This is a genomic window from Streptomyces sp. NPDC018610, assembly GCF_044391765.1.
In the GTDB taxonomy this organism is placed as follows: Bacteria; Actinomycetota; Actinomycetes; order Streptomycetales; family Streptomycetaceae; genus Streptomyces.
Genome location: NZ_JBISAL010000002.1, coordinates 58,131 through 65,920, shown reverse-complemented (window position 1 = coordinate 65,920; position 7,790 = coordinate 58,131). Strand labels below are relative to the sequence as shown.

Here is a 7,790-nt window from a genome sequence, read left to right as displayed (position 1 = left end):
CCGTCCGCGGGGGTGTCGATGTTTCTTTGGCGGGAGTAGATGTGGGCCCCGCGGTGGGTGTGGGGGGCGCCGCCCTCGGCGGCGGGGGGGGGGCCGGGGGGGGGGGCGGGCGCCCCCCCCCCGCCCGACGTATTCCCCGGGAGGGGAGGGAGGGTCACACGTTCTGACCGCTCCCGTCGCCCGAGGACACCTTGATGCCCCGGGTTATCTCGTCGATCACCGACTGGCCCTGCGCGACGTCCACGCCGAAGCGGACGACGACCATCAGCCGGGAGTCGGCCGGGGACGGGAAGGCCAGCGACTCGACGTAGCCGTCGGAACCCTTGTCGGTGACCGCCTTCCAACGCACCAGGTAGCCCTTCTGTCCGGCCACGGTGACCGCCTTGGAGGCCAGCACCTTGTGCGAGGTCATGCCCCCGTACGCGTCGCCGTAGGACTGCTTGGCGTTGGACGCTATGTCGGCCTCGGCCACCTGTTGCGCCGAGCCGGGCGACGCTGTCGGCGACGAGTACGCGCCGCCCTTGTTGCAGCTCAGCGACGTGTCGCCGGGGCACTTGTAGGTGTCGGAGGAGTTCACCCCGGCGCCCCTGCCGCCCACGAGCTGCTGGCCGTACCAGCCGCTCGGGATGGGCAGGCTGATGCCGCTGGCCGGGTCGGCCACCGAGCCGCTCTTGATCTTCGGCGGCTCGGACTGCTCGGGCTCGGGCGACTGGCCGCCCGAGCCGCCGGAGCCGTCCGAACCCCCGGAGCCGCCGGCTCCGCCCGAGTCGCCGAACCCGCCGCTGCCGCCGCTGCCACCCGGTCCGCCGCCGAACGGCCCGCCCTGGCCGCCGGAGCCGTTCCGGCCGCCGCCCTGTCCGTTCGGGCCCTGCCCGGAGGCGGCCCGGTCGCTGCCGGCGTCGTCCTTGGTCAGCACGTACACACCGACCCCGATGCTCGCCAGCACCGCGGCGGCCACCGCCACGGCGATGCCCGTGCGCAGCCCGCGGCGCCCGCCGGCCGCCGGCGGGGCCGGGTGTCCGGGATACCCCGGGTACGCCGGATACCCCGGGTGGCCCGCGGGCGCCTGGGAGGCGGGACCGCCCGGGTACGTCGGCTGGGAGCCCACGGCGGGCGGCTGCGCCGGCGGACCCCACGCGGCGGCCGAACCGGCCGGGCGGGTCCGGTCCGTCCATGCCCCACCGTCCCACCAGCGCTCGGTGGCGGGGCCGTCACTTGTCTGCCCCGGGTCGGGGTACCACCCGGGAGGAGTCACCTGCGTCATGTCCCCACCGTATGAGGCGTCCGTGAAAGAGATATGAGAGGCCCCCGCCCCGACGCGGTCCCACGGCCCGATCCGGACGCCACCGCCCCGATCCGGATGCCGCCCACCTCCTCGAACCGGACACTTCCGCCCCGATTCCGGACGTCGCCGCGCCGCGCGGGCGTCGCCGCCGCACGCGGACGACCGGCCCGGGGCGGGCCGCGCTCCCGGCGTGGAAGACCCATGCCCTCCACCGGCAAGGCCTGACTCCTTGGACGCGGTTGGCGATCTCGTCGTCGCGTCGCCCCTCGGCGCGCGGCGAACCCGGCCCCGCCGCAGGGAGCCGGCCCCTGTCCCGGTCCCGCCGTAGGAGCCGTCGGCCCGCCGCGGATCCCTGCGGCCTCACCATGGGATGGCCTACGCAGCGTCAAATTCCGTTCAAGCCGCGCTCGTTGACATGGCGCTTTTTTCCGCGCAGGTCGCGGGCCTGCCGCGTCGCCCGGCCGTACCGGCTGTCACCCGTCACGGCAACACGTGCGCGGACCGGCCTCCGCTTGGGCTCTTCGGGGGATACGCTCGGGATTCGTACGGCGTTCGGGCGACTTGGGGAGGTAGCGGAATGACGGAGGCACGGCCGGACCCGGCCGCCTCGGCTTCCCTGTGGGAACGCGACGAGGAAGTCACATCCGTCGTGGGCGCGCTGGACACCCTGTGCGCCGACCGCACGTCCAGGGGCGGCCTGCTGGTCTTCCAGGGCGACGCGGGACTGGGCAAGACCGCCCTGCTCAACGCGACCCGCCGCATGGCCGAGGAGCGCGGCTGCACCGTGTGGTGGGCGCGCGGCGGCGAGATCCTGCGCTCCGTCCCCTTCAACGTGGTGCGGCAACTGCTGCAGCCCGCACTGCTGTCGATGCTGCCGGAGGAGGCACGCGAATACCTCGGCGACTGGTACGGCATCGCCGGACCGGCCCTCGGCATAGCGGAACCCGGCGACCGGCAGGCCGACCCGCTGGACGTCTGCGAGGGTCTGGTCAACGCCGTGCGCCGGCTGGCCGGACGCGAGTGGCCGCTGGTGCTGCTGATCGACGACGCCCACTGGGCCGACGAGGAGTCCCTGCGCTGGCTCGCCGCGTTCGCCGAACGCCTCGACGAGCTGTCCGTGCTGCTGGTCGTGACCCGCAGGCCCGGCGAGGTCAGCGGCGAGAGCGCCCGGCTGCTGGCAGGGATGGCCGCCGCGGCGGGCGTCAACGACCTGCGCGCCCTGTCCCCGGACGCCACCGCCGCACTCACCCGCACCGCCCTCGGCACGCACGCCGACGCCCCGTTCTGCCGCGAGGTCTGGGCGGTCACCGGCGGCAACCCCTACGACGCCGTGGAACTCCTCGCCAAGGTCCGCGACGGCGAACTGGAACCGGTCGAGGCCCGCGCCGGCGAACTGCGCGAACTGAACCGCTCGGCCCGCGGCGGCGGCCTCGTCGCCCGGCTGGAGGAACTCGGCATCGACGCCACCCGGTTCGCCTGGGCCGCCGCCATCCTCGGCACCGGCATCAGCGTCGACCTGGTCGCCCAACTCGCCACCATGAGCCGGGAGGAGGCGGTGAGCTGCGCCGGACTGCTGCGCACCGCCCGCATCCTCACCGAGCCGGAGTCCGCGGGCCCGCGCGGCGGCGACGGCGACCTGGAGTTCGTGCACCCGCTGATCGCCACCGCCGTCTACAACTCCATCCCGGACGCGCTGCGCACCGCCATGCACGGCATCGCCGCCCAGGTCGTCACCGAATCCGGGCGGGGCGCCGCGGCCGCCTCCCGGCACCTGCTGGAGGTCCACCCGGACGACGACGAGGAACTCGTCGACCAGCTGCGCCAGGCCGCCCGCGAACACCTCGCCGTCGGAGCCCCCGAAGCGGCCCGCCGCTGCCTGGAGCGGGCCCTGCGGGAACCGCCCACCCCCGAGGTCCACCCACGGGTGCTCTACGAACTGGGCTGCGCCACGCTCCTGACCGCGCCCGCCACCACCATCGAGCACCTCCGGTCGGCCCTGAGCATGCCCGGACTGGACGGCCGGGCGCGGGTCGACGCCGTCTGCCGGCTCTCCCAGGCCCTGCTCCACAACAACCAGCTGGAGGAGGCCGTCCGCACCGTCGAGGCCGAGGCCGCCCGTCACGAACCGGGCCCCACCCGGCTGCGGCTGCACGCCGTGCAGCACATGTGGGAGTGCCTGCACACCGGCGAGACCATCTCACCGGACCGCTCCGAGCGGCTCGCCGAACTCGCCGCCGGCTGCACCGGACGCGACAACTCCGAGCGGGCGCTGCTGATCCTGCGCGGCTTCGACGCCATGGCCCGCGGCGAGAACGCCGAGGAGGTCGTCGAGCTGTGCGACCGCGCCCTCGTCAACGGCCGCCTCGCCCCCGGCTTCGGCTGGACCGACACCGAGTGGGGCATCGAACTGCTCCTGATGCTCGCCGGCGCCTACGCCTACAGCGACCGCCTGGACCGCGCCGAGGCGTTCTACAACGAGGGCCTGCGCGCCTACGAGACCGCGGGCTGGAGCGGCGGCCACCTCGCCCTCGCGCACGCCTACGTCGGCCTCGGCCACCGCAGACGCGGCCGGCTCAGAGAGGCGGAGCAATCCCTGCGCGAGTCGCTGCGGATCGCCGAACGGGTCGGCCGCGGACTGCCCCTGTACTGGACGGCGACCTGCAACCTCGTCGACACGCTGCTCGCCCGGGGCCACGTGGAGGAGGCCTGGGCGATCGCCGAGCGGTACGAGTTCGCCCCGCCCTACCCGGCCACCATCGTGATCCCCGACCCGCGCAGCGTGCGCGGCAGGCTGCTGCTCGCCGCCGGCCGCACCAAGGAGGGCGTCAACGAGCTGGAGGCCGCCGAGAAGGCCGCGGCCGTCCGCGGCCACCACAACCCGGTCATGGTGCCCTGGGCCGCGGACCTGGCCCGCGCCCTCGCCGTGGAGGACCCGGCCCGGGCCGCCCGGCTCGCCGCCGACGTCCGCCGCCAGGCCGAGCGGTTCGGCACCGACACCGCGATAGGCGAGGCGCTGCGGTGCGCCGCGGCCCTGGAGACCGGCCAGCGCGCGGTGCGCCTCGCCGCCCAGGCGGTCGCCTACCTGGAGGCGTCCCCGTGCCAGTACGAACACGCCGCCGCCCGCGTCGAGCACGGCATCGCCTCCCGCTCGGCCGCCGAACTCGAACGGGGCCTGGCCCTGGCCGTCTCCTGCGGCGCGGACGGCCTGGCGGCCCAGGCCCGTGAAGCCCTGCAAGCGGCCCATGGCCTGACCTGAACACCCCGTCCGCCCCCGCGAGCGACAGCCCCGGCCGATGACCGGGACCGGCCATGCGAGCGACGTGCCGCGCCGGCACACGGGACGGGCCCCGCTCCGCGCGCAGCGGGGCCCGTCCCGTGTGCCGGCGGCCCGTGAGTCACCCTTCGGCCGACTTCCCGGCCTCCCCGGTCTCCTCCGCCAACACCCGCTGGGCCACCGCGAACGCCGAGTTCGCCGCCGGCACCCCGCAATACACGGCGCTCTGCAGCAGCACCGCGCCGATCTCGTCTGGGGTGAGCCCGTTGCGCCGTGCCGCCCGGACGTGCATGGCCAGCTCGTCGTAGTGGCCGTGCGCCACCAGCGCCGTCACCGTGATCATGCTGCGCTCGCGCCGGGTGAGCGTCGGGTCGGTCCAGATCTCGCCCCACGCGTAGCGGGAAATGAAGTCCTGGAACCGGGCCGTGAACGCGGTCTGCCGGGCCTGCGCCCGGTCGACGTGCGCGTCGCCCAGCACCTCGCGCCGCACCTCCATGCCCCGCCGCGGCGCACCTGAGAGGTGGGCGCGCAGCGCGGCCAGCACGGCCTCCGGGCACTGCGCCGGCGCCAGGTGCGAGGCGCCCGGGATCTCCACGAGCGCCGCGCCCGGCACCGCGTCCGCGATGCGCCGCAGGTGCGCCGGGGGAGTGGCCGGGTCCTCGCGGCCCGCGACCAGCAGCGTGGGCGCCACGATCTCGGGCAGCCGGTCGGTCAGGTCGAAGGCGGCCAGCGCGTCGCAGCAGGCGGCGTACGCCTCCGGGTCGGCCTCCCGGTGGTCGCGGACCAGTCGGGGCACGGTGAAGTCACCGGCGAACCAGCGCGCGCCCGCGCTCTCGACCAGCCAGTCCAGCCCCTCGCGCCGTACCCGCTCGGCCCGCTCCCGCCACGGCTCCGGGTCGCCGAAGCGGGCCGAGGAGCAGAGCGCGGCCAGCGACGCCACGCGCTCGGGGTGGTGCACGGCGAGGTGCAGCCCCACCGCACCGCCCAGGGACACCCCGGCGTAGGCGAACCGCTCGATGCCGAGCGAGTCCGCGAGCTCCAGGACCAGGGCGGCGAGGTCGCCGACGGTCGTGCCGGGACCGATCCGCCCGGCCGCCGATCCGCCGTGCCCGGGCAGGTCCCAGCGGACCACCCGGTGCGAGACGGCCAGTTCGGGCGCGACCCCGTCCCACAGCGCGTACGACGTGCCGAGGGACGGCCCGAGCAGCAGCGGGGGAGCGGAGGCGGGTCCTTCGAGGAGGTGGTGCAGGGTCAACGTCGCTCCAGAGCACGGTCGGTGAGGGTTCCGGCGGAGCCGGTGTAACGGGTGGGATCGGTGGGCTCGCTCAGGTCCACACCCTTCAACTCCTCCTGCTCGGAGAGGAGTTCGCCCAGGCTGCGGCCTTCGGCGTAGGAGCGGCGGGCGAGTTCGGTGAGCAGTTCCTTGGCGCGGGCGCGACCGAGCCGGCCGGACAGCTCGGCCGAAAGCCGTTCGGAGACGATCAGCCCGTGGGTGAGGTCGAGGTGGGCACGCATCGCGTCGGTGTCCACCCGCAGTCCCTCGGTGAGCTCGACGGCGTCCCGCGCCGCGCCGCCGACCAGGCGCAGCAGTTCGCGCAGCGGCTCCCACTCGGCGTGCCAGGCGCCCGCCGGGCGCTCGTCCTCCGCCATGAGCGATCCGTACAGGGTGGCCGCGAGCTGCGGGGCGCGCCGGGCCGCGGCCGCGATCAGGGTGGACCGTACCGGGTTGGCCTTGTGCGGCATGGCCGAGGAGCCGCCGCCGCTGCCCTCGGCCAGCTCGGCGATCTCGGTGCGGCACAGCACCAGTACGTCCGCCGCCGTCCGGCCCAGCGCCCCGGCCGTGAAGGCGAGGCACCCGGCGAGGTCGGCGACCGGCGTGCGCAGGCTGTGCCAGGGCAACAGCGGTTCGCGCAGCCCGAGTTCGCGGGCGTACGCGGCGGGCAGCGCGGTCGCGTCCTCGGCGCCGTACGCCGAGAAGGCCGCCAACGTCCCCGCCGCGCCCCCGAGCTGCGCGGGAAGGGAGTCGCGTACCCGGCCGGTCCGGTCGTGGGCGTCCAGCACCAGCGACCGCCACCCGGCGGCCTTGAGGCCGAACGTCGTCGGCACGGCGTGCTGGGTCAGGGTCCGTCCGGGCATCACCGTGTCGCGGTGCTCGGCGGCCAGCCGGGCCAGCGCGGCGGCGGTGCGGGACAGATCGGCGCGGATCAGGTCCAGGGCGCGCACGGCGACGAGCATCGTCGCGGTGTCCATGATGTCCTGGCTGGTCGCGCCGCGGTGGACATAGGGGCCGTGCTCCTCGCCGACCGCCCGGGTCAGCTCGGCCACCAGGGGGATGACCGGATTGCCGCCGGCGCGGGCGCGTTCGGCGAGCGCGCGCACGTCGAAGCGGCCCTGCCGGGCCGCCCGGGTGACCGCCTCGGCCGCCCCGTCCGGAGCGAGGCCCAGCGTGGCCTGGGCGCGGGTGAGGGCGGCTTCCGCGTCGAGGAGCGCCCGCAACCAGGCGGTGTCGCTCGTGGCGGACGCGGCGGGGGACGCGACCCAGCCGGGCCCGAGCAGACCGACGTCGGACTCGGGCTCGGCGCTGGTCCCGCCGGCCGACGGGGTGGGGGCGGGGGTGGGTGGTGTCACCGGAACTCCAGGAAGACCGTCTCGCCCTCGCCCTGAAGGCGGATGTCGAAACGGTATGCCCCGCCGGCCTCCGGCGTGGCGATCAACGTGCCGCGCCGTTCCTCGTCCAGCCGGGCGAGCAGCGGGTCAGCGGCGTGCGCCGCCTCGTCGCCCGGCAGGTAGATCCGGGTGAACAGGTGCACGAGCAGCCCGCGCGCGAACACGCACACACTGAGGTAGGGAGCGTTGCGCCCGCGTGCGCCGGGCCGCAGCGTGCGCACGTACCAGTGCCCGTCGGCGTCGGTCTGGATGCGTCCGAAGCCGGTGAACTCCACGCCGTTGCGGCCGAGGAAGCCGCCGGAGGCCGGGTCGCGCCGCATCGAGCCGTCCACGGCCGGCAGGGCGCCGTCCGGGTCCGGTCCCCACACCTCCACCAGCGCGTCCGGCAGCGGCCGGCCCTCGCCGTCGTACACGTACCCGTGCACGGTGACCGTGTCGGGGTGCCCGAGCGGTGCGACGTCCTCGCCGCCGCGGAAGGGGAGCGCGTACCCGTAGAAGGGACCCACGGTGTGCGACGGGGTGGGCGGCGCGCCCTCCGGAGCGCTTGTGTCGATCTTCGTCATG

Annotated in this window: 5 protein-coding genes; 1 reads left to right on the top strand and 4 read right to left on the bottom strand. The window is 75.5% G+C overall.

Going from position 1 to position 7,790, the window contains the following annotated elements:
* Positions 1 to 154: 154 nt before the first annotated feature.
* The gene (locus ACH5A8_RS05825; protein ID WP_398998395.1) at positions 155 to 1,264 is read right to left on the bottom strand and encodes a DUF2510 domain-containing protein; all 1,110 of its coding nucleotides are present in this window, start codon (positions 1,262 to 1,264) and stop codon (positions 155 to 157) included.
* A 598-nt stretch (positions 1,265 to 1,862) separates the two neighbouring features.
* Here ACH5A8_RS05825 and ACH5A8_RS05820 point away from each other — a divergent pair.
* Complete coding sequence (locus ACH5A8_RS05820) at positions 1,863 to 4,541, top strand: ATP-binding protein (protein ID WP_398998393.1); 2,679 nt, start codon at positions 1,863 to 1,865, stop codon at positions 4,539 to 4,541.
* Positions 4,542 to 4,680: 139 nt separating this feature from the next.
* On the opposite strand, the gene pcaD is transcribed toward ACH5A8_RS05820, so the two are convergent.
* The 3 genes from pcaD to pcaG are packed head-to-tail and all read right to left on the bottom strand — an operon-like array spanning position 4,681 to position 7,789.
* Positions 4,681 to 5,814: a 3-oxoadipate enol-lactonase gene (pcaD, locus tag ACH5A8_RS05815; protein WP_398998391.1), complete on the bottom strand. Its 1,134-nt coding sequence runs from the start codon at positions 5,812 to 5,814 to the stop codon at positions 4,681 to 4,683.
* Positions 5,811 to 7,187: a 3-carboxy-cis,cis-muconate cycloisomerase gene (gene pcaB, locus ACH5A8_RS05810; protein ID WP_398998389.1), complete on the bottom strand. Its 1,377-nt coding sequence runs from the start codon at positions 7,185 to 7,187 to the stop codon at positions 5,811 to 5,813. The genes pcaD and pcaB overlap by 4 nt, the downstream gene beginning before the upstream one ends.
* Positions 7,184 to 7,789, bottom strand: a complete 606-nt coding sequence (gene pcaG, locus ACH5A8_RS05805) for a protocatechuate 3,4-dioxygenase subunit alpha (RefSeq protein ID WP_398998387.1) — start codon at positions 7,787 to 7,789, stop codon at positions 7,184 to 7,186. Before pcaG ends, pcaB begins: the two co-directional genes overlap by 4 nt.
* Between the last annotated feature and the right edge of the window lies 1 nt (position 7,790).

Excerpts from the sequence above, each read along its gene's own strand:
- ACH5A8_RS05825 (WP_398998395.1), bottom strand. The coding sequence starts at position 1,264 with ATGACGCAGGTGACTCCTCCCGGGTGGTACCCCGACCCGGGGCAGACA.
- ACH5A8_RS05820 (WP_398998393.1), top strand. The coding sequence starts at position 1,863 with ATGACGGAGGCACGGCCGGACCCGGCCGCCTCGGCTTCCCTGTGGGAA.
- pcaG (WP_398998387.1), bottom strand. The coding sequence starts at position 7,789 with ATGACGAAGATCGACACAAGCGCTCCGGAGGGCGCGCCGCCCACCCCG.